General features: G+C 45.5%; 19 protein-coding genes. 11 read left to right on the top strand and 8 right to left on the bottom strand.

Annotation, left to right across the window (positions count from 1 at the left end; all coding sequences use genetic code 11):
* Positions 1–434: 434 nt before the first annotated feature.
* Positions 435–983 carry a CopD family protein gene (locus B7P33_RS11170; RefSeq protein ID WP_097442043.1) on the bottom strand — a complete coding sequence of 183 codons (549 nt, stop codon included), beginning with the start codon at positions 981–983 and terminating at the stop codon, positions 435–437.
* Positions 984–1,340: 357 nt separating this feature from the next.
* Complete coding sequence (locus tag B7P33_RS11160) at positions 1,341–4,424, bottom strand: WD40/YVTN/BNR-like repeat-containing protein (RefSeq protein ID WP_245871781.1); 3,084 nt, start codon at positions 4,422–4,424, stop codon at positions 1,341–1,343.
* Positions 4,425–4,696: 272 nt separating this feature from the next.
* Between B7P33_RS11160 and B7P33_RS11155 the strand changes: the two genes are divergently transcribed.
* The 8 genes from B7P33_RS11155 to B7P33_RS11120 all read left to right on the top strand — a co-directional run bounded on the left by B7P33_RS11155 (position 4,697) and on the right by B7P33_RS11120 (position 12,822).
* Positions 4,697–7,318, top strand: a complete 2,622-nt coding sequence (locus B7P33_RS11155; RefSeq protein ID WP_097442040.1) for a DEAD/DEAH box helicase family protein — start codon at positions 4,697–4,699, stop codon at positions 7,316–7,318.
* Positions 7,319–7,359: 41 nt separating this feature from the next.
* On the top strand, positions 7,360–7,881 hold the full coding sequence (locus tag B7P33_RS11150) for a GNAT family N-acetyltransferase (protein ID WP_097442039.1): 522 nt from the start codon (positions 7,360–7,362) through the stop codon (positions 7,879–7,881).
* A 2-nt stretch (positions 7,882–7,883) separates the two neighbouring features.
* On the top strand, positions 7,884–8,732 hold the full coding sequence (locus tag B7P33_RS11145; protein WP_097442038.1) for an aminotransferase class IV: 849 nt from the start codon (positions 7,884–7,886) through the stop codon (positions 8,730–8,732).
* 14 nt (positions 8,733–8,746) lie between these two features.
* Positions 8,747–9,190 (top strand): YybH family protein, encoded by a 444-nt coding sequence (locus B7P33_RS11140; protein ID WP_097442037.1) that lies wholly within the window; start codon positions 8,747–8,749, stop codon positions 9,188–9,190.
* 11 nt (positions 9,191–9,201) lie between these two features.
* Positions 9,202–9,615 carry a nuclear transport factor 2 family protein gene (locus B7P33_RS11135; protein ID WP_097442036.1) on the top strand — a complete coding sequence of 138 codons (414 nt, stop codon included), beginning with the start codon at positions 9,202–9,204 and terminating at the stop codon, positions 9,613–9,615.
* Positions 9,616–9,667: 52 nt separating this feature from the next.
* The gene (locus tag B7P33_RS11130) at positions 9,668–10,183 is read left to right on the top strand and encodes a hypothetical protein (RefSeq protein ID WP_141402453.1); all 516 of its coding nucleotides are present in this window, start codon (positions 9,668–9,670) and stop codon (positions 10,181–10,183) included.
* 150 nt (positions 10,184–10,333) lie between these two features.
* Positions 10,334–11,773 (top strand): SLC13 family permease, encoded by a 1,440-nt coding sequence (locus B7P33_RS11125; protein WP_097442034.1) that lies wholly within the window; start codon positions 10,334–10,336, stop codon positions 11,771–11,773.
* Between the two features lie 401 nt (positions 11,774–12,174).
* The gene (locus B7P33_RS11120; RefSeq protein ID WP_097442033.1) at positions 12,175–12,822 is read left to right on the top strand and encodes a hypothetical protein; all 648 of its coding nucleotides are present in this window, start codon (positions 12,175–12,177) and stop codon (positions 12,820–12,822) included.
* Positions 12,823–12,832: 10 nt separating this feature from the next.
* Here the strand turns inward: B7P33_RS11120 and B7P33_RS11115 are convergent, their stop codons facing one another.
* On the bottom strand, positions 12,833–13,936 hold the full coding sequence (locus B7P33_RS11115; RefSeq protein ID WP_245871756.1) for a lactonase family protein: 1,104 nt from the start codon (positions 13,934–13,936) through the stop codon (positions 12,833–12,835).
* A gap of 298 nt (positions 13,937–14,234) precedes the next feature.
* Here B7P33_RS11115 and B7P33_RS11110 point away from each other — a divergent pair, with 298 nt between their 5' ends.
* Positions 14,235–15,026, top strand: a complete 792-nt coding sequence (locus B7P33_RS11110; protein WP_097442032.1) for an AAA family ATPase — start codon at positions 14,235–14,237, stop codon at positions 15,024–15,026.
* A gap of 23 nt (positions 15,027–15,049) precedes the next feature.
* On the opposite strand, the gene B7P33_RS11105 is transcribed toward B7P33_RS11110, so the two are convergent.
* Entirely contained in the window at positions 15,050–16,264 is a 1,215-nt protein-coding gene (locus B7P33_RS11105; RefSeq protein WP_097442031.1) for an aminotransferase class V-fold PLP-dependent enzyme, read from the bottom strand.
* 631 nt (positions 16,265–16,895) lie between these two features.
* Between B7P33_RS11105 and B7P33_RS11100 the strand changes: the two genes are divergently transcribed.
* Both B7P33_RS11100 and B7P33_RS11095 read left to right on the top strand, forming a co-directional pair.
* On the top strand, positions 16,896–17,237 hold the full coding sequence (locus tag B7P33_RS11100) for a DUF6249 domain-containing protein (protein ID WP_097442030.1): 342 nt from the start codon (positions 16,896–16,898) through the stop codon (positions 17,235–17,237).
* Positions 17,238–17,412: 175 nt separating this feature from the next.
* Positions 17,413–17,853: a DoxX family membrane protein gene (locus B7P33_RS11095; RefSeq protein WP_097442029.1), complete on the top strand. Its 441-nt coding sequence runs from the start codon at positions 17,413–17,415 to the stop codon at positions 17,851–17,853.
* A 19-nt stretch (positions 17,854–17,872) separates the two neighbouring features.
* On the opposite strand, the gene B7P33_RS11090 is transcribed toward B7P33_RS11095, so the two are convergent.
* The 4 genes from B7P33_RS11090 to B7P33_RS11075 form a co-directional block, all read right to left on the bottom strand.
* A complete protein-coding gene (locus tag B7P33_RS11090) occupies positions 17,873–18,688 on the bottom strand; it encodes a class I SAM-dependent methyltransferase (RefSeq protein ID WP_097442028.1) in 816 nt (271 codons plus the stop codon).
* A gap of 3 nt (positions 18,689–18,691) precedes the next feature.
* Positions 18,692–19,207 (bottom strand): OsmC family protein, encoded by a 516-nt coding sequence (locus tag B7P33_RS11085; RefSeq protein WP_097442027.1) that lies wholly within the window; start codon positions 19,205–19,207, stop codon positions 18,692–18,694.
* A gap of 108 nt (positions 19,208–19,315) precedes the next feature.
* Entirely contained in the window at positions 19,316–20,476 is a 1,161-nt protein-coding gene (locus B7P33_RS11080; RefSeq protein WP_097442026.1) for a serine hydrolase domain-containing protein, read from the bottom strand.
* 15 nt (positions 20,477–20,491) lie between these two features.
* Positions 20,492–21,592 carry a Gfo/Idh/MocA family protein gene (locus B7P33_RS11075; RefSeq protein WP_097442025.1) on the bottom strand — a complete coding sequence of 367 codons (1,101 nt, stop codon included), beginning with the start codon at positions 21,590–21,592 and terminating at the stop codon, positions 20,492–20,494.
* Positions 21,593–21,693 lie beyond the last annotated feature (101 nt).

Here is a 21,693-nt window from a genome sequence, read left to right as displayed (position 1 = left end):
CAAATGGCTACATTGATTTATGGGTATATGGTTACATGGCCTCGAGCTGACACAAATTTCACGAATTGACACGAATTTTTGTGTTGTTTTTCTTGAACCGTATTAGGGCCTGAAAATAAAACTGTTGCACAGAGTCCCACGGAGAAGACACGGAGTTTCACGGAGAATTCTATCACAAATTGAACGATAAAACCCTAAACACGAATACAATCTGGTTATGGGTTATGCCGATCCAACTTCGTACCTCAAACATCATACTTACCCCACTCATTTTCAAATCTTCAAATTGTCAAATTGCTACATCGTTAGATTGGCCCATTCTTAAATTGACTTTTACAGCTTTCCATAAAAAGTGAGATGTCTCCTTCCGTCGACATGACAATTAAACGATTCTACAATAATCAATCGGCAATCATCAACACCCAATTTCGAGCCTATTTTTCCCAACCTTTTTCTTTTCTAAGGCGTTTGTAGATCCGTATTCCCAGCATTAGAAGCACGCCAAGTACGAACATGCCAACCAATCCGAAAATCCAGTTGAAGATACTTTTTAGGATTACCAAAAAGACTACGGCAAAAAGTACCAAAGTGGCCACTTCGTTGAACATACGCATCCAATTGGAGCTGTGTTTGATAATACCCGCTTCTTGTTGTTTTTGGATGAGGTGTATTTTCCAATGATAGATAAACAACAAGAGTACAAAGGCGAGCTTGATCAGCATCCAAGGTTCGCTAAGCCACATAGGTTGGATGATTACCAACCAAACGGCGAAAAGAGTGGCCAATACGGCCGACGGCCAACCGATGATTACCCAAAGGCGCTTGGCCATAAGGTTGAGTTGTTTGGCCAAAATATCGCGTTCCGTTTGGGGTTTGTCCTCGGCCTCTATCCTATAGATGAACAAACGCGGCATATAAAACAAGGCCGCAAACCAAGTGACTACGAAAATTAAATGCAGAGCTTTGATATAAGGATACAACATAAGGGTTGGGTTCAGAACCACAAAGGTACGATGCCTTGGTTAAACCGGGTAATGATAAATATTAGTTCCATCGTTTTAATATAGGGATACCATCGAAAGAAAATAATTCCCCTTCTCCCGTGTCTGTCCCGCGGAATGGCGGGAGGAGAGGGGGCCAGGGGGTGAGGGCGGACTGCCCAAAAATCTGCTTGACAAGCCCTTCAACTAACGATTTGTACAAGATTAAACATGTCTGCGGTGTGACAAGTTGTAGCGGAATTCGCATACGTATTGGCAAACCAAAAAGCCGTGCAGAATAGGGTCCAGCACGGCTTTTGCTCCCCTCTCCCTTGGGGAGAGGGGCCGGGGGTGAGGGCCCTATTCCTCCACCGATAGGTAATCCAATTTCAATTGGTTGAATTGGGCATTAAAATCGGCTACTTCCTTTTCAACCAAGGCATCAAAAGCTTCCAACTGGGCATTGATCTGTTGGGTCAATTCTTTTTTCACCGCCTGGTCTTGGGCCGTAGGCGGAAAATCGTCCAAAGCGACCAAAGAGTTCAAATGTCCTAATTTATTGGTCAATCGGATCGGGAAGTTCAAAGGATCTTGAATCGATTGGTTTTGGGTCTGGTACAAGGCCTTTTCCACGCTTTCAAACCCTTTTTTCATTTCCTTGGCCTTTGCCACCAAATCGGCCGTGGCTTCGTTAGCGCCATATTGTTTAACAAAGGCATCGAGTTTGGCATTTACCTTCCGGATTTTTTTGATACTGCCATGGGCCTGGTTTATGGTGGTGTTGATATCGGAGATAAAATCGTACTGCTCTTGCATCTCAGCTACGGAGGCCTCAGCCCTGGGATCGGGTAGAATGGTAAATACCTGTTCTTGGCTGTTTCCGTTTAGGTTCAAGGCCACTTTGTATTTTCCGGGCACGGCTTTGGGCCCACTTAAATTGGCCCACCATAAAATCATACCTTTTAGCTTTTCGGCCTCGGTACCGCGGGTATTCCAAACATGGGTATTACCTCCTTTGGCTACCTTTAATCGCTGCTTTTTGTCTTTGGCATGATTGCTAAATGTGGCCAAGGTATCGCCGGCCATACTTAAATAGCTAAGACTAAGGGTGTCTTTTTTGCCCAACTCCTTCAGGTAGAAATGGGTAACCACCCCATTCGGATGGTTTTGTCCGGCCGTTTTAGAAGGTTTTTCGGCGGCCCTTCCTTTGGTGCGATACGCATCTTTAGGTTGAAAAAGTACCGCGGCCTGATCTTTTTGAGCCGCTTGCAACTGATGTAAAACCGTTAGATCGTCTATAATCCAAAGCGAACGGCCTTGGGTGGCTACTATCAAATTATTCTCCTTGATCGTAAGATCGGTAATGGGCACAATGGGCAAGTTTAATTGGAATTTGTTCCAATGGGCACCATCGTCAAAAGAGATATACATACCGGTTTCGGTACCGGCGTATAAAAGCCCTTTCTTTTTGGGGTCTTCGCGAAGGGCACGGGTAAAATGTTCACTCTCTATACCATTCGTTATTTTTTTCCAGGTTTTCCCGTAATCGGTGGTTTTATAGAGGTATGGGGTAAAATCGCCCAATTTATATCGGGTGGCGGCGACATAACAAGTACCTGCATCAAAAGCCGAGGGTTCAATACTGTTGATCATAGACCATTCAGGCAGTGATGGTGGGGTTACATTCTCCCAGTTTTGTCCCCCATCTTGGGAAATATGGATTAGACCATCGTCGGAACCTACCCAAAGTAAGCCCTCTTTCAATGGACTCTCATTAGCGGCGAAAATGGTACAATAATATTCTACCCCGGTATTGTCTTGTGTAATGGGCCCTCCGGAAGATACCAGTTTATCGGGGTCGTTTCGGGTAAGGTCGCCACTGATTACTTGCCAGCTTTGACCTTCGTTTTCCGATACATGTACATGGTTCGAAAAGGTGTATAAACGTTTGGGGTTGTGTTTACTGAACAAAATCGGGAAATTCCACTGAAAACGGTATTTCATACCTTCGGCCCCATGGCCCATAGGGTTGTCGGGCCATACGTTTATGCCCCGAACCGTATTGTTTTTATGGTTCACCCGGGTAAGGAAACCACCATAACTACCACCATAGACTATATCATTATTGGTAGGGTCTACCGCGATATGGGCCGACTCGCCCCCAGCGGTGGCCTCCCAATCGCCTTCGTCTATACTACCCCCATCGGATCGGTGGTTGATACGTATGGTCGAATTGTCTTGTTGGGCCGCATAGATGCGGTACGGAAAGGCATTATCGGTAGTAACCCTATAAAACTGTGAGGTAGGCTGGTTGTGGTAGGTGCTCCAGGTATCACCGCCATCGTAGGAAACTTGGGCACCACCATCGTCACCGATAATCATACGATTGGGGTTTTCGGGCGATATCCAAAGGTCGTGGTGATCGCCATGTGGGGCATTAAAAGTGCTAAAGCTTTTACCCCCATCGGTGGAGCGGTGGTAGCGCACGTTTAATACATAAACTTTATCGGCATCGTGGGTATCGGCATACAACCGGGTATAATACCAAGCCCGTTGGCGCAACTTACGTTCGCTGTTCACCTGGCTCCAGGTCTTACCCCCATTGTCAGATCGGTACAAGCCGCCTTTTTCCTTATTCTCTACCATGGCCCAGACCCGTTGCGGGTTTACGGGGGAAACGGTAACCCCGATGATACCTAAGGTATCTTTCGGAAAACCTTCGTTTTTAGAGATCTCTTGCCAGGTACTTCCCCTATCGGTACTCTTCCATAGGGCAGACCCTGCACCACCACTACTTAGGCTATAGGGTGTACGTTGTATTTTCCAGGTAGAGGCATACAATACCCTGGGGTTGGTGGGGTCTATAATAAGATCGACCGCACCGGCACCGGCATTGACGAACAAGATCTTGTTCCAGGTTTTACCCCCATCGGTGGTCTTATAAACACCACGTTCTTGGGTGTCTTTATAGATATTTCCCATTACGGCGGCATAAACCGTATTGGGATCATTGGGGTCTATACGCAAACGGGAAATATGTCGGCTTTTGGGTAACCCGGCCGCTTCCCATGTTTTTCCGGCATCTTCCGATTTCCAAACACCATAACCCGATGATACATTACCACGTACGGTTTTTTCACCACCCCCTACGTAAATAACGTTCGGGTCTGATTGGGCCACTTCTACAGCCCCTATACTACCGCCAAAGTAGCCATCGGAAATATTTTCCCAGCTACGGCCGCCATCGTTAGTTTTCCATACCCCACCACCTGTTGCGCCAAAATAATAAAGGTTAGGCTGACCGGGCACACCGGTAACCGCTGCCGATCGGCCACCACGAAAGGGTCCGACCAAGCGGTATTTTAAACTGCTGTACAGTTCCGAAGGATAGGTTTCTGATACAGTTTGCTTTTTTTTTCTTCTTTGGGCGATTCCGTCTTGCATGGGAATCACTAAGGCTAAGCACAATACCGTGCAAAACCCCCACATAGTTTTGATCATGATCGAAAAGTGTTCAAGTTAGCAATCCCCTAAAATACGGAAATGCTCGGAATAGATTCCCTATGGGTACAGTGGGGTTATGGGCTATTTTGGGCTGCACTTACCTTTGGGTAACTAATCAAAAGAGTAACTTTTCATTGATGTTTTATTAGATTGAATGGCTTGGCTAGGGAGAATGGGTTATTTTTATGAGCAAATAGCCAAAGAAACCTACCTTGCCTTTTACTTCCCTTCGTTTTAAACTTTCATGGCGTAGCTACCAAGCTCATTTTTTGGCGCATTTTCAAGCGCATATTACCGATGGGCATTTGCATGTGGTGGCCCCACCGGGATCTGGAAAAACCTTGTTGGGACTCGAAATGGTGCGGCAACTGGACCAAAAGACCTTGGTTTTGGCACCAACACTCACGATCCGTAACCAATGGTACGATCGATTATGCAGCTATTTTAATACGGATAACGCGTTCACCGATCACTCTTTTGATCTAGAGCAACCCAAGGCAATAACCTTTACCACCTATCAGGCGTTATATGCCTTTTATAAAAGGTGTGGTTCGACCGCTGCCTATTTGCATTTCTTTGAACAACATGCCTTTGGCACCATAGTCTTGGATGAGGCCCATCATCTAAAAAACAGTTGGTGGACCCCATTGTTCCAGCTAAAAAAAAGTAGTGATGCTACCCTGGTGGCGCTGACCGCAACCCCGCCTTATGATAGTCCGCAACACGAACTGGACAAGTATTTTCAGCTTTGTGGCCCCATTGACGATGAAATTGCCGTGCCTGACTTGGTCCGGGAAAAAGATTTATGTCCGCATCAAGATTTTGTACATTTTTCTACCCCAGATGAGGCCTTGATTCAGCGTATAGCACAATTCCGCTTGGCGGTGGCCGATTATATCGATTCCCTTCCAAAGCAAGAGGCTTTAGTGGCCTATGTACAAAAGCATCCGTATTTAAGCGATACAGCGAATCATTTAGAAGCCATTTACAAGGCACCGGAAGTGTTTTCGGCCTTATTGATCTATTTAAAAGCCTCCGGAACCCCTTTTCCAAAAGAGAAGCTACAAATCTTAGGATTCGAGGAGAAAGAAAGCCTAACCATACCACCATGGCAGCTAGCTTGGGCCACCACTTTTTTAAACGCGCTATTGTTCAACCCTTCCGAAGCTTATCGCTTACCCATAGAATTGGAAAAGGCGCTAAAATCGGATTTAAGGAGGCTTGGGGTTTTAAAGAGCCACCGGGTAGATCTAGTAGGCGAAACCGATTTTTACAGGCAATTATCGTCTAGTCCGGCAAAACTTCGCAGTATCGTAGCCATTTGTCAGGCCTCGCAAAGACAACGGGGCGAGGGCTTACGAGCCGTAATCCTCACCGATTATATTCGAAAGGCTTTTTTAGATCAAGAAATAGACAAAGACCAACACTTTGGGAAACTGGGTGCTGTTCCAATTTTCAAGGCTTTATGTAAAAAACTAGAAGACACCGACGGATTGGCCGTCCTTACAGGGACTGTGGTATTGGTATCCAACACTATTCTTAGCCGAATCCAAACCCAATTTCCGGAGGTGGAGGCCAAGGGCAAACCTATACCGACCAACCCGGATTTCGTGCAATTGCAAATTGATTCAGCGGCTAACCCGGTAGGCGTATTGACCCAGTTATTTCAAGAAGGGCACATTAAAATACTTATTGGTACAAAGGCACTATTGGGCGAAGGTTGGGATGCCCCGGCATTAAACACCTTACTATTGGCCTCGTTTGTGGGCTCTTTCGTTAGCTCCAACCAAATGCGAGGTAGGGCCATACGGACTTTTAAGCCTGTACCCGATAAAACCGCGGTCATATGGCATTTGTGTTGTCTCGATTTTTCCGACCCCACGGGTGGGGCCGATATGCACCGCTTGTCACGTAGGTTTTCGGCCTTTATGGGCGTGTCCCAAAATACGCCCCTAAGTATAGAAAACGGATGGGAAAGGTTAGGGCTTGGTCTTCCTACCACACCGGAAGCCATGCGCCAGACCAATACAGATAGTCTACATACCTCACAAAACCTGGCCCAAATACGGGCAAATTGGGCCACGGCCATTGCAAAACCGGGCACTTTGATACGTGAACTTAAAAGCTATTTGCCCAAACAAACCGAATTTCAGAAGACGAAAAGCCTGCGACAACGCGATTTGGTGCAATATGGCATTACCCAGTTTATTTGGTCGTTGGGCTACTTTATTCCTGAATTTCTGGTCAAGAACCTAAAATTGATTCTGACCAAGGGCTGGATCCAAGCTATATACGCCCTAGTCACCGTTTTGTTTTTTGGTTACGGTCTTCGCGTATTTAGGCTGGTTAAGGCTTACCTCTATTTCGGTAAAATCCATACCCATGTCGAAAAAATGGGTTGGGCCGTATTGTACAGTTTACGCGACCTTCGTTACCTGCGAACCCCATTCGAAAATTTAAAAATTGAATGTTACACCACTGATGATGCCATAATACACTGTGCTTTGGTGGGCGGCAGTGAATATGAAAGTGCCCTTTTTATCGATGCCTTGGAAGCGTTGTTACAACCCATTGAAAACCCCCGTTACCTAATAAGTAGGACACCCTTTTGGCGAAAGTCTTTGGGTGTACCCCTCTACTATAGTGTACCGGATATATTTGCCGACAAAAAGGAAAGGGCCACTGTTTTTCACCACCATTGGCGTAATCTAATAGGTAGATCTGATTTGGTATATACCCGAACTTTGGAAGGAAGAAGGCTGTTGGTGCAAATTAGATTACGTCAATTGGGCGATTCCGATGCCCCAACCAAACAGGCCACCGTCTGGAAGTAACCATTCGATTTTAACAAGGTTCAATTTAGTAACTTAACCCCATGGAAATCGAAATAAAACCCGCTACGGAAAACGAGGCCCCGTTGATAGCCCTTTTGGGTAGGGTAACTTTTGACGACACCTTTGGTCACCTTTTCTCGGCCCCTGAAGATGTACTCGAATATTTGGAGCGTACCTTTTCCGTTACTAAAATAACGAACAGTATAAAAAAATCGAACAATAGGTTCTGGTTGGCTTGGGGTGGGGGTTTACCTGTAGGTTACGCCAAGCTTAAACTACATTCCGATTCGGGTTTTGGTAGTTCTGGAACTGAGGCGCAGCTGCAAAAAATTTATGTATTACAAGATTTTTTAGGTCAGGGAATTGGCGAGGCCTTACAACAAGCGGTCTTCGATCGGGCTACAGCCGAACAACGCCCACAGTTATGGTTGTCGGTATTGGAAAGCAACCAGCGGGCCATTGGGTTTTACAAAAAACACGGTTTTGAAAAAATAGGTAGTCATACCTTTTCCATTGGTCGGGAAGACTTTAAATTTATAGCCATGTCAAAACAACTGTTGTAACCATGCCCAATTATCCTTCCCATGTGTGGCTTAACGGGGCGGTGCTCCCGGCCGAAGCAGCCAAAATCTCTGTTTTTGATCGTGGATTCCTCTTTGGCGATGGAATTTACGAGGTCATGGTACGCTTGCAAGGGAGGTTTTTTTATGGCGAGGCCCATTGGGAACGCCTCGAAAGGAATTTGGAAAAGATTGGCATTGCGTATTCGGTAAGCCTCTTACGGCAAAATGTTTCCGATTTGGCCCAGGTAGCCGGGCTTTTGGATCAAGATGTTCTGCTGTATATTCAAGTAAGCCGGGGAACGGCCCCAAGGCAACACGCTTTTCCGAAAGATATAACCCCAACAGCCTTCATGTATTTATTACCCTTTTCGTTGCCCGATGTCAATACGAAACGGATGGAAGTTTCCGTACTCCCCGATCAACGCTGGGAACGCTGCGATATTAAAATGACCTCTTTATTAGGCAATGTGATGGCCAAGGATAGCGCGGTAACCGGCGGTGCCCATGAAGCCGTTTTGGTCAGAAACGGAAAAATAACCGAAGGCTCGCATAGCAATGTCTTCTTTGTAAAGGATGGCGAATTGTTTACCCATCCTAAAAATCGGTTTATACTAGACGGTATAACACGGGATATTACCCTTGAATTGGCCGGTTCACTCGGAATTCCGGTTCGGGAAGAAGCCGTGGCCCAAATTGACATAAGCCAAATGGATGAGGCCTTTTTGACAGGCACTTCTACCCAAATTGCGGCCATTGGGCGTATGGGTACGCATACCTTTTTTGAAGGCAGCGAAATAGGACCCATAACCCAACGCCTACAACAGGCTTTTTTAGCACTTAAAAATCAATAACTAACAACCGTATAATGAAAAAATCACTTTTCCTTTTCGCCCTACTGGCCCTAACATTCAGTTGTAAATCTACCCAATCCACCACCACGGAAGCCGAGGATAAAGAAGCCATTATGGCCGTACTTAAGACCCAAGAAGCCGCGTGGAACAACTTTGACCTTGAAGGTTTTATGGCCGGCTATTGGAAATCGCCCGAACTTAAATTTTATGGAAGCCGCGGGGTTACCAAAGGTTGGGAGCAGACCTTGGCGAATTACAAAAAGGGCTATCCGACCAATGAGCATATCGGTAAGCTACGTTTTGTGATCAACGATATCTCGAAAATTACCGATGGGGCCTATTCGGTAATGGGCGAATACCACCTAACCCGTAGCGTGGGCGATGCTAATGGGATCTTTATGATCATCCTTAAAAAGATTGATGGTGAGTGGAAGGTGATCGCTGATACCTCCTGTTAAAAAACTGCTCTATGTTTACTAGGGAAGAAGCCAAGGCGTTTGCTGAAAAATGGCTGCCCGCCTGGACAGGCAACCGTCCGGAGGTCTTGGCCGATTTTTATGCCGATGATTGCTTTTACCTCGATGCCGGTTGCCCAGGCGGTATACATGGCAAAGCCGAGTTAACGGTTTATTTCTCCAGGATCTTGGCCCAGAATCCGCAATGGGTTTGGGAACAGATCGAAGGTATTCCTCTAGAAGGCGGATTCCTTAATAAATGGAAGGCCACCATTCCGGTTGGGGAAAAGCAAGTGGTTTGTATCGGGGTATGCTTTCTACAATTCAACGCTAGGGGCAAGATCAAACGGAACGAGGTGTACTTTGACCGAACCGAGTTGGTAAATACGATTTATAGGTTGAAACATCAAAATAAGGAGGGCCATTAGCATTTGTCCACGGCATGATTGTTGTTGGGTTTATACTAATAACCAGCCTATTATGAGACATTTATTCTGGGCGTTATGTCTGATTTCATGCCTTTCTTGCCGCGAGAGAGAATCAGATATCAACCTTTTTAATACACCTTATCGCATTTTTACCGACTTGCCTGCATTGGCTTCTTTCCAAAAAGTAGTTGATACAGTTATTTATGGTAGCGATTATGACCCGATATATCGCATGCTTCACTTAAGGGATAATAGATCCCATCTTATTGTTTTTGATAGTATCGCCTATGATTCCCTTTTCCAAAGGACTTACTATGCTATGGATACTTTGGCCATTCCACACTTAAGAACACAAGAAATGATAACCATGGGTTATTGTTATTTAGGTGACGCCCAAGATGAGAATATCATTGCTATTGTAGAGAAAACCGATAGCATTAAAATAAAAAGGATTATTTCGGCATGGCAGGCCAATCCTATTTCTGGAAAAATTGAGCCTATGGAACTAAGCCAAAGATTACATTGTGTGAATGAGTTCTATAAGGGGAACTCAACAAGCTTTCCATGACCAAAATCATAGGAAGTATCCCCTTGGTTATGGGCTGATAATCAGCCAATAGAACGAAATCGTTCCCGATAACGTTTGCGTTAAAAAACCCCTGGTTTTACTGGGTTTAAATCCCTTCAGACCCTAATTTTGTAGTCTAAAACCAAGGTTATGGCAGATTCCAGAACGGCTTCGTTACGCTATTTGACCAAAATACAAGGGGTAGTCGATTTTCAACAGAAGATCATCTATTTTTTATTGAGTATCATTCTCGCTTTCGGGCTCACTTACTTTTTGGCCGATGCACAAATGGATCAGGCACAGATCTATGTGCTCTTTTTACTCTTTTTATCGGTAGGTCTATGGATAACCGAGGCCGTACCGCCCTTTGCGGTGGGACTGCTTATTTTTGGTTTTTTGGTGTTCGCCTTGGGCAATTATTACCAAGCCATTGATCCCGAAAACGCCAATAAATATGTACAGAAATACATTCAAACCTGGTCCAACTCGGTCATTTGGCTTATGTTGGGCGGTTTTTTTATGGCCGAGGCCATGCAAAAGGTAGGGTTGGACAAAACCTTGTTCCGTATTTGTGTTAAGCGGTTGGGGACCAAGCCCCGGGTGGTACTATTGGGTATTATGCTTATTACGGCCATTTTCTCTATGGTCATGTCCAATACGGCCACAACCGCCATGATGATCGCTGCGGTAATCCCCTTTATCGATACCTTGGATAAGGGGGCCCCGTTCTCCAAAGCCCTTTTGATCGGCATTCCGGGCGCGGCTTCTTTGGGCGGCATTGGAACCATTATAGGATCGCCCCCGAATGCGATTGCCGTAGAAGCCCTGAACAACCATGGCATACCCTTCGGCTTTTTGGAATGGGCGGCCATAGGCTTTCCCATAGCTTTGATTCTCGTAGTGTTGCTATGGTGGTGCCTCACCCTAAAATATGTACCTAAGGTAAGCAGCATCAACATTATTACCCCTAAGGAAAAAACCATAGACGCCGACGACCGTATCTATGTCTTAAAACGACGTTTTGTCTTGGCCATTTTGTTGTTGACGCTCTTGCTTTGGCTTACGGGTAACCTACATGGAATTCCCGCTTCGGCCGTATCGCTTTTGCCTATAATCATGCTCAGTATGTTCCGCATTGTTTCCGGGGCCGAGGTGCGCCAGTTGCCCTGGGATACCTTGATGTTGGTGGCGGGCGGACTCTCCTTGGGTCTGGCCATACAAGAAACAGGCTTGGCCGCTTACTACGTGAATATGATCCAAGGCTATCAGCTTAACTTTTATGCCCTAGTAGTGGTATTTTCCCTGTTAACGGTAGTGCTCTCAAATTTTATGAGCAATACGGCAACCACTACCATTTTAATTCCGATCGCCATTATCTTGGTTTCCCAAAACACCGAGATTTTGCCCTTGGTTATCGGACTCAGTGCTTCAACGGCCTTGTTTTTACCCATTTCCACTCCGCCGAACGCCATTGCCTATGCCACCGGTCGTATCTCTCAGCGCGATTTTCGTTTTGGCGGACTGGTAGCCGGTTTGTTGGGACCGGCCGTTATTATTGGTCTTGTCCTCGTATTTAGGTTATGGTTATAAAACACAACTTACCTGAAAGGGGAAAACACTAAAGTGACTTATTTAACGTTTTGGTTTCATAAGGTTAAAAATATCACAAAATATAAGCGCTTTATCGTTGATGCACAACCGAATAGTAAATACCCCCGTAAATAGCGGTAGGGTTTTTGCTTGAACAAGCGTTATACTCTTAAAGGTACTTTCTTTTTAGTAGGGAAGCTTTTCCTAACCAGCAACACTGAAAATGAATCGATAAAAGAATGACTATGGAGCTATTGATGATTTGCTGGGGACTATTTTATTTTATGTGTCTCTTTTTTACAGTCGAAAAACTGAAGGAGAAATTCGGTAAAAAGAATTCTTCGCATTAACCACTCAACGAAAACCACGCCCTAAAATAAATGCTTTGCTTATTTTAGGGCATGGTTAAGTTGGTATCACCTACACCCAGATTCAGTTTCCTACTTTTATGTTGCCTTTGTCTTTCAGGACTTTGGGCCCAAACTAAATGCGACTCCCTGTCTCTGCGGATTGCGGAACTCTTCTCAAAAGGTGAACAGCATTTCAATTTAATCGGCGTTCATATCGACGAACATCTAACTCAACAGCGCTCTCTTACCGAAGTGTATACCGAATCGGGCGGCCATGCCGATGGTAGTAGTCTTTACAAAGGCAAATCTACAAGTCCGTCGGTAAAACGCGGGGTAATCGCCCGACTAACACTAGAAACACAAAGCGATTCCTTAGGGTGGAGGCTTAATCCCCTAAAGACCGCGCTTCCGGCCATTACCATAGATGCCCGTACTAAAACGGCCCAGTTTAACGGACAGGAAATGGCCCTAAAAAATTGTTTCCGGATAAAGGAAAACGATAATATTCTAAAAAGTCCTTGGGAAGGTATGTTGTGGAAGCATAATTACCGTGATTCAACCGGACAAAAAACCTATAAATTGGTATTGGGTCGTTTGGACCAAAGTCAACGTTTGTATATTGAGGTCAAAGGCCAATTTACCGATTACCAGGGCCAGCTAAGGCCTTATACCTATAGGTTGGTAAGCACCAAAGAGTGATACAACGGCATTAATCCAAAAATTCGAGACAAACGGGTTTGGAAAGGGCTACTTCATGCATAAAACGCAAAGTACCTTTTTCGGCATCGCGTTCGAATACGGTTATATTATCGCTTTTTTGGTTGGCTACCAATAGAAAATTCCCACTAGGATCAATAACGAAATTTCGGGGCCAATCACCTTCAACGCTGCTGCGTCCGACCAAGGTCAAATTACCATTTTTCGCAACCGCAAAAATCACGATGGTATTCTCACCCCTATTGGAGCCGTATAGAAAACTTCCGTCTGGCGATAGGTGAATGTCCGCACAGTAACTGTCGCCAGAAAACCCATCGGCCAGGGTAGCATGGCTTTCCATTTCCGAAAAACCACCATCGGCCTGTTTTTTGAGCACGGTTAGGGTCGAATTCAATTCGTTGATCACGTACATTACCTCGCCTTGTGCATTAAAGGTAAAATGTCGTGGTCCGGCCCCTTGGGCCATAGCCAAACGGGACTGGGTATGTGGTACGAAAATAGAATCGGTAGCTTGGTAGCGTTGTACGGCATCCAATCCAAGATCGGCAACGAACAGATCATCACCATTAAATTGAGCGGCATGGGCATGCGAGGTTGTACTACTATCCAAAAGTTTATGATCCAATACTTGTGGCTCGTTGGTCAATCCGCCCCTTTCATCCCGACCATAGATAGCGACATTGCCACCGGTATAATTGGAAACGGCCACTTTATCACCAGTTTTGGAAATACCGATATGACAAGGATGCGCCCCTTTCGTAGCCTGGGTATTGATAAATCCCAAGCGTTTGTCCTTTACCTTAAAAGCCGTTATGGCACCCCCGAGTGAGTCATAATTATCGGTCTCCTGTACAGCAAACAAGAATTTCTTATCCGGACTGATCTTTACAAAAGACGGATTCACCAAGGGACTGGCCAGAACCTTTTCAGAAAGTAGACCGGTACCCGAATCGAAGGTGTAGGCATAGATTCCTTCACTAGCTCCATCGGTATAGGTGCCTACGAATAAAGGGTAGGTCTTACCCGGCTTTTTAGATGGACTACAACTGGCAAATAAGATCAACATAATCACGGGAGCGATTTTGATAAGGTTCATGTGTGGTGTTTTAGGGCACCTAAAGTAGCGATTTTTCCAACGATTTGGTTTATGACTGTTTCGGAATTGGTGAAGAATACCAACCACCTAGTTTGATAAAATGATTTTTCAAAGCAATTTCTGTGGGAAAGCATCACTTGAACGAGTTGAGGGGTTATTCACCTGTTGTTTTTGATGGCCTTGGAATGGAATTACCGTTAAGAACCGACTGGGTAGTCTTTTCCTGGTTCAAGCGTGGGTTACGTCACAAACCATTTATATTCCCCCTAGGGTGTGTATCTTTGGGTGAATTAGAGCCATGCCGTACATTACACAAATACATATCAATACCGAACGTACCCATCCGTTTCCCTATGATGTACCCAGCATCCAATATGCCAAAAGGCTCGATACGGATCATCCCATTTTGTTTTTGGTAGGTGATAATGGTTCTGGCAAATCTACCTTGCTGGAAGCCTTGGCCTTCCGCCTACAATTACCCCATATGGATGGGGGCGGATATGGTAAACGGGCCTTTCAGGCCGCGGTAGAGTTGGCCCCTTATCTAGAATTGGAATTTGGTATAGACCGACCCATCGGCTTCTTTTTTAGGGCGGAAGATTTTGGCGATTTTATGAACAGTATCGACCGTACCGATTTTAAATTGCACCAACAAATGGATGGATTGGATGGGGCCGTACCCCCGCATATCATCCAACAGATGAAGGACAATGCCAACTATCAGATACATCATATGCGAAAGGAATATGGGCAAGATTTGAACTCTTTTTCCCATGGGGAGGCCTATCTGAAGATTTTGCAGGACAAGATAAACCAACGCGGTATTTACCTACTCGATGAACCGGAAGCCGCCCTTTCGCCCGCCAAACAAATCGCCTTGATCTATCATATAAACCAACATCTAAAACAGTATACTTCCCAATTCATAATCGCCACACATTCGCCTATACTTATGTCTATTCCAGGTGGGTTCCATTACGAGATCACCGAAGGGGCCATGGTGGCCACCCCTTTGAAAGAACTGGAACATTACAGCCTAACCAAAGGTTTTTTAAACAACCCTGATTTGTATTTGAGACATTTGGGGTAGGTGAGGGTACTTCCAGGGTTACCTTATTGCAACATCATCTTCGCCCGTTTTACCCCATCGACCAGGGCGTCGATTTCGGCCTTGGTATTATAAAACGAAAAACTGGCCCTAACGGTACCGGGAATTTGGTAGAAGTCCATTATCGGTTGGGCACAATGGTGTCCGGTTCGTACGGCAATGCCCAATTGATCTAAAATGGTACCCACGTCATAAGGGTGTACGCCTTCCAAATTAAAGGAAATCACCGCGGTTTTAGGGTGTTGGGTACCGTATATACGCAGTCCGTCAATCGCACTTAATTGTTCGGTGGCATAGTCCAACAGCTCTTGCTCATATTCAGCAATGGCTTTGAACCCTATGGTATGCATATAATCTAAAGCGGCCCCAAAGGCAATTCCCCCAGCTATGTTTGGGGTCCCGGCCTCAAATTTATGGGGCAAATCGGCATAGGTGGTTTTTTCAAAACTGACCTCGGCGATCATTTCTCCCCCACCTTGATAGGGGGGCAGTTTACGCAGCCAAGATTCTTTGCCATATAATAGCCCTACTCCGGTAGGTCCGCACATTTTATGGGCCGACACGGTATAGAAATCTACATCCAAGGCCTGTACATCGGCCTGTATGTGTGGTGCGGCCTGGGCGCCATCGATCAATACGACGGCATTTACCCCATGGGCCATATCAATGATCTTTTCTATAGGGTTTACCGTGCCCAGGGCATTGGAAACATGGTTACAGAATACCAATTGGGTGTTTTCGTTCAACAATTGGCCATACGCTTCTAGGTCAAGCGATCCATTTTCCATCATGGGGATCACTTTTAATTGGGCCCCGGTACGCTCGCATAACATTTGCCAAGGCACGATATTGGAATGGTGTTCTAAAGCCGAGACTATGATTTCGTCCCCCTTTTTTAAAAGGGCACCAAAACCATGGGCCACCAAATTAATACTGTGGGTGGTACCCGAGGTCAAAATGATTTCATGGGCATGGGCCGCGTTAAAATGGTGCTGCATTTTGATACGAGCCTGCTCGTAGGCGTCGGTAGCCTCTTGCGATAGGCGGTGCACGCCCCGGTGTATGTTGGAGTTATACCCAAAATAATAGTCCGATATGGCCGATACCACCTGTTTTGGGGTCTGTGAAGTGGCGGCATTATCAAAATAGACCAAAGGTTTACCATGAACCTGACGGTCTAGAATCGGGAAATCTTTTCGAATAACGGATACGTCCAACATAGGTACACTATTGAACTGCAAAGGTAGGGCTTAGCGGTCTAAACTTGTTTATTCGGCTGTTTAATCGTTGAGTAGTTGCATCGTTTAATTGAAAACAGGTAATCCCTGGGCAGATTCGTGGAATTCGTGTACGCCTGCGGCAATGTACCAATTAATCAATGTAGCAATGAAGCAATTTGATAATGGGTTAATTTGAAGATTTGAAAATGGTAAAACCTGGTTTTATTGAATTGGCAAAGTAATACCTCTGTGAAACAGCTTCATTTTTTAGTTGGAAAAATAACTGTCGGAAATTAGCCCCATTATTCGAGTAATTAGCGAAATTCGTGTCAGATAGAAATTAATTACTGATGAATCGTGAAGGTGTTGAATAGTTTAATTGGGGATAGAATACCTCTGCGCAACTCTGTGGCTTCTCAGTGAAACTCTGTGTAACAGCCCACATCACAAATGGTTGAGAAACTTACCAAACAGCTTAAGGTTCGTGCAAAATCGTGGTGACTTGAAATGGCTTTTCGGGCCTTTTATTCGGATAACACCAATAATAAAATGATAATTGTGTAACCTACACAATCTATGTGTCGTCAAACCGCCAAACAAACGAAATTAAAAACATCAAAAATCGACAGTTATGGGAGCAGAAGTAATTATAGTACCCGCATTATTTGGCATTGTATTCGGTATGTTCTACCTCTACATCAGTGCCCGCAACAAAGAACGCTTGGCCTTGATAGAAAAAGGTGCCGATGCCTCTATCTTTTTTAATAAAGCCAAACGTCTTACGCCTTTTTGGAAGGTGTTCATACTAAACGTTTCGCTTTTAATGATCGGTTTGGGTATTGGTATTTTCATCGCCGCTATTCTGGAACAATCAGGCTTCCTTAACGATGCCGTTTACCCAAGTGCAATCTTTACCTTTGGTGGTATTGGTTTGTTGGTCGGCTTCTTTATGACCAAAAAACTGCAGGAGTAGACTTCCTATCCTTTAAAAAAAGTATGTCCGGGTGTGAAAAACACCCGGACTTTTTATTGTTGTTACACGCAAACGTTTTCGTGTTGATAGGTTTTCTTGATAGTACTATAGATTTTTCGCATATTTAGGGGCTAACTACACTGCAAGCTACCGTCTTGCCCTTAATTACCGCCCTATGAAGTTGACCGCAAGCCCCGATTGGCGTTACCGTTTGATCCGTGTCAGTATTGGAATTATCTATATCTGGTTCGGTGCCTTAAAATTTTTCCCTGAGGTGAGTCCGGCCGAGGTTCTAGCCAAAGACACCATAGATTTACTCACCCTGGGTCTGATCCCCACCCAAACTTCGTATTTGATACTTGCCCTATGGGAAACCGTACTTGGCCTTATGTTGGTTATAGGTCTGTGTCCGAAATGTACCATTACCTTGGCCTTGCTTCATATGTTGGGCACCTTTATGCCATTGGTATTGCTTTCCGAGGTTACTTTTGGGTCGGCACCGGTTTCTCTGACCCTAGTGGGGCAATACATTATGAAGAACCTGATCATCGTGGCCGCACTTTTAGCGATTTTCCCGATTCGGAAACCTTGGTTTCCCCAGACCAAACTAGGTTGATTATCGCGGATTGAAACATTTATTTTATGGCACTCAAAACCACATATTCGGCGGGAACTTTATATCCATTTTCAGTTTTAAAAGGGGTTAAGGCCTGAATGTATTCTTTTTGGGCTTCTTGTTTGGTTACCTCATCGAAGCGGGAATAGGCCATGGCCACAGGGCCGCCCAAAAAGGAAGCCACGCAGGCTTCTTCTGCAGAGGCATAGTGTAGTTCCGTTTTAATTTTCTCGAAACTGATTTCACGAAAACCGGCCTGTTCAAAATGATATTCCAATACCCCGCCTTCACCCAAATGGAAGAACATTGGGCAGACATCGGTTTTTACTCGGGCATCTACTATCGGAAAAATCGGGGACCAACCACAGTGTTTCCGACTTCCCCAGACCGCAACCACGGCTTTACCGTCTTTTTGTAACACCCGGTACATTTCTGCTAGAGCCTGTTCAGGGTGCGGGAAATACATCAAGCCCAAGGCACAGACCACACTATCGAAATGTGCGTCGGGATAGGAGAGCTTTTCCGCCTCAGCCCGTTCAAAACTAATATTTTCTAGCCCCAGTTTTTCTACCCTCGAATTTCCGATAGTTACCATGCTGTCTGAAATGTCGGTAGCCAACACCTGACCATTTATACCCACCGATTGGGCCATACGAAAACTGACCAGACCGGTACCGGCAGCCAATTCCAAAATATGTTGACCCGGTTCGGGATCTAAATGGGCCATGACCAAATCGTGGGCGGGCCGCAACTGCTCTTGCCACGAATCTTCATAAAAGTTGGCGGCCTTGTCCCAACCGTATCGTTGTACCCTTCGTTGTAATTCCGGACCCATACCTTAAGATTTAGGGGTTATGATTTTTGTCTGTCGTACACAATTTTGCCCCCGTGAGAATACATCGAGGTAGGGGCTATGGGCATCGGCTTTGTCCAGTAATTGCGCTATAGTTGCTTCCGAAGCTTCACTTTCTATATGCACCACATATCGCACCTGGGAATATCCGGGGAAGGCCGTTGAGGTATCTAATAAAGCCCCATCGTCATAATCGGTTTGAACCTCTACCTCTAAAGAATTGATCTCGATTTCCATTTTGGATGCCCAAAGCATATAGCCCATGGCCAAACAACTGCCCAAGGCGGCCCTACCTAAGACCCCGGGTGTAGGCCCGGCTGCCGCGCCGCCCATTTGTTCGGGCATATCGGTAATGAAAGACCAAGTACCTTCGGTAGATTCGCAAGTGAGTCCGCTGATCTTGGTTTTCGAAATAGCCGTACCCAGGCCTAGACTGGGTTTTAAACGTAAGGCTGTTTGGTTACGTTCAAATTTTTGTTTGATGAAGGCCTGTTTATCCATGGAAAGGTTTTTATGTTCCTTGGGCCAAATTAAAAAAGTAAGGGCTAGGGTATGGGTAGTATTTGGTCATTGCAAATAACCATATATGCAGCTTGGTTATTATCTGAACTAATCAAGTGAATCATTGGAAATGCGTATGGCCTCGGCAATATAATCGTACACATCGGGCGAAACAGCTTCCAAATGGGGTTTTGCAGTGGCTTTGTGACCTAGTCGGGTAATGACGAGATTATGTTCTGGTACTACGATACAGACCTGCCCTAAAAAGCCGGATAGGTAGTAAAAGGGCGTTCCTTCAAAGGCCCCTGTCCACATTCCGAAGGTGTAAGTCGTATTGTTATATGGTTTGGTGGTGAGCTGACGGATACTCGCTTCACTTAGTAGCTGTTTACCTTGCCATTGGCCACGGTTCAATAGCAATTGGCCGAACTTGCTCAGATCTCGTGCGGTGGACACCATACCTCCAAAGGTTTTCTCGAAACCCTGGCCGTCAACAAGGAATTGACCATGGTTTTCGCAACCCAAAGGTTGCCAAAAACGTGTGGCGAAATACTCGCTAATGGTGGTGTTTTGGAGTATACGATCCAAGACCAATCCCAAGGTTTGGGTGCCGCCGGAATTGTAATGCTGTTTGGTCCCGGGTGGGCTTACGGCGTACATATCCTCCAGAACAAAGGCCTCCAGATCCGAGGTAAAATTCAGTTTGGTAATCAGGGCCAATGGGTCGTGGGCCTGTTCGTCCCAAAATAAGCCCGTATTCATACTACCTAAATGTTTTAAGGTCAAGGCCGGATCTTGTGTAACGGGCCAGTCAGGTAAATATTGGGTCAAGGGGTCGTCTACATTTCCAATATGACCTTCCTCAATGGCCTTTAACATCATCATAGCCGTAAAACTTTTGGTTACCGACCACAATCCGGTAGCATGATCGGGGCCACCCTCTCGAAAGTATCGCTCCTGTAAAAGTTTACCGTCCTTGATGACCAAAAATGCCAGGCTTTGCAGACTGTCGTGTAGCTGTCGAATTTCAGGCGATAGGGTAACTTTATTATAATCGGTATGTTTTTTCCAGGTTTGGGGCCTACCTTTTTTTACGATACGGGTCTTTTGCAACCTAAAATCGTCTATGGTCACATCGCCTTTACCCTGTAACCAAGTTACCCGGACAGCTTCAACCAGATAGGTTCTGTCGGCGAGTACGAGCCAAAGGGACAGCAATAGAATTAAACCAAAGAGTATAAAAAGAAGCTTCTTTATCAGTTTCATCATCTTTCTCAACTTGAATTAATTCAGGGAAACAGTCCGTTTGGTTTCAGCACTGGTACGGGCGGCTTCTAAAATGGCGACCACCAACAGGTTGTTTTCCAAACTATAGGGATCGTATTTTTCTAGGGTAATTTCGTCACGGATTACTGCTGCAAATAGGGCGAAAGGTTCATTCCATGGTGCCGGCCTATCTTCCAAATCCAGTACTTGTTCGCTATAGTCGCTATACCCTTGGGCCTTCCGGATTCGAAAACGATTGGGGCTATCGGCATAGAGGGCTCCGGTTAGTCCGTACACCTCAAGATCTTTGCGGCCCATGGGCCAGTCCCAAGAGGCCTGAATGGTGGCGTTGGCCGTATCGTAGGTCAAGATTATCGTGGCATCGTCATCGACATTCGGGTTATTCTCGGGCTGCATTTGTTGTGTAATGGCGGTGACAGATTTAGGTCGTTCCCCATCCATAAGCCAAGTCATAAGATTGGCCCCATAACAGCCAAAATCGGTTAGTGCCCCGCCACCGTTCAATTTGGGGTCGGTAAGCCAGGCCAAGAATTCGGCATTTACCCCAATTTTCTTGGGGCCTTTATGTCCGTCTCGGATAACCACTTTTCGCACCGGACCAACAGCCCCAGCCTTTAGGCTACGATACACTTTTTCGTTACTGGCATACCAACTCGTTTCATAGTTGGTCAGCAAATGAATGCCATGTTTCTGGGCCAGTTGGGCCATTTCCTTGGCATGGGCATTGCTTACTGCCAAAGGTTTTTCCACCATGACATGGACTCCGCGGGGCGCACAGGCACGAACCACCTCCAAATGCCCATAAATGTCATTGAATGCCGCAACGGCCTCGGGTTTAACAGCATCCAGCATACTGTCGATATCGGCATAGACCATTTCTAAAGGGAATCCGAATTGTTCGGAATAACGTTGGGCCAAATCTTGGTTGGGTTCTACGATACCGACCATACGTATATCGGTAAGACTGGTATCACGTTCCAGTATCCAACCCACATGGGCATGCGTGAGTCCAACCACCCCTAAACGTATCGGTTGCTCATGGGAATAGCCCCACTGCATTCCCAATACACAAACAAAAATGACTATTACTTTTTTCATAAGAAAGGCTTTCTAGTGGTTTGGATGCCACGGACAAGATACAAGGAATTTGCATAAGGAATTCAATCGTGGTCACAGCAACAATAACCCTACCAGTAGCC

The sequence above is a fragment of the Sediminicola luteus genome (assembly GCF_002514735.1).
In the GTDB taxonomy this organism is placed as follows: Bacteria; Bacteroidota; Bacteroidia; order Flavobacteriales; family Flavobacteriaceae; genus HQA918.
The sequence above is the reverse complement of the archived record's forward strand: the minus strand, read 5'-3'. Positions and strand labels throughout refer to the sequence as shown.